This is a genomic window from Paraburkholderia sp. EG304 (genome assembly GCF_046543485.1).
Classification (GTDB): Bacteria; Pseudomonadota; Gammaproteobacteria; order Burkholderiales; family Burkholderiaceae; genus Paraburkholderia; species Paraburkholderia youngii.
In genome coordinates, this window is sequence record NZ_JBKGUA010000256.1 from 1 (window position 1) to 849 (window position 849).

General features: G+C 61.4%; 1 protein-coding gene. It reads left to right on the forward strand.

Going from position 1 to position 849, the window contains the following annotated elements; all coding sequences use genetic code 11:
* Nucleotides 1-849: AMP-binding protein (locus tag ACLFKU_RS43725; RefSeq protein ID WP_410853386.1), on the forward strand; the 849-nt coding region annotated here is incomplete at both ends.

Consider the following 849-nt stretch of genomic DNA (forward strand, 5'->3'; position numbering starts at 1 on the left):
ATGCGGCGCCGCCGCTGCTGCTGGCCGATGCGGCCGGCCGTGCCGCGCTGGGCTGCGACGCGCTAGCCGGTGTGAGCGTGGTGGATCTCGACACGGCAACGCCGGCCTGGGCGAACCTGCCGGCCTCTGATCCGGACCCGCGCGCGCTCGGCCTGAGCTCACGCCACCTCGCCTACGTGATCTACACCTCGGGATCATCAGGCACGCCCAAGGGCGTCATGGTCGAGCATGCTCAAATCGTGCGCTTGTTCGAGGCAACCGAGAGCTGTTATCGTTTCACGGAACATGACGTATGGTGCCTGTTCCATTCCTTCTCGTTCGACTTCTCTGTTTGGGAGTTGTGGGGCGCGCTCCGCTATGGCGGCCGTTTAATTCTTGTGCCGAGCCATACTGCTCTGTCCGCTCCTGACTTCCATGATGTCATCTGCAAGTCCGGCGTCACAGTTCTGAACCAGACCCCCTCGGCTTTTAAAGCTCTCATGGATCTGGAGCAGAGCAGCGTTCGAAACCGCCTTCGCTATGTGATTTTCGGTGGAGAGGCTCTGGAGCCATCGATTCTGAAGCCGTGGTATGCAAGGCATTCAGATCGCGCCCCACAACTGATCAATATGTACGGCATCACGGAAACGACCGTGCATGTCACCTATCGGCCTCTTGATCAGTCTGACACCACCGCCTCGGGCAGTCTTATTGGAAAGCGCATCTCCGATCTTCGAGTCTACCTTCTGGACGGTCATGGCGCGCCTGTGCCGTTCGGGGCGGTGGGAGAGCTTTACATTGGCGGGGCCGGCGTTGCGCGCGGGTACCTGAACCGGCCGGAGCTGACGGCGGAGCGGTTCATCGCCAGCC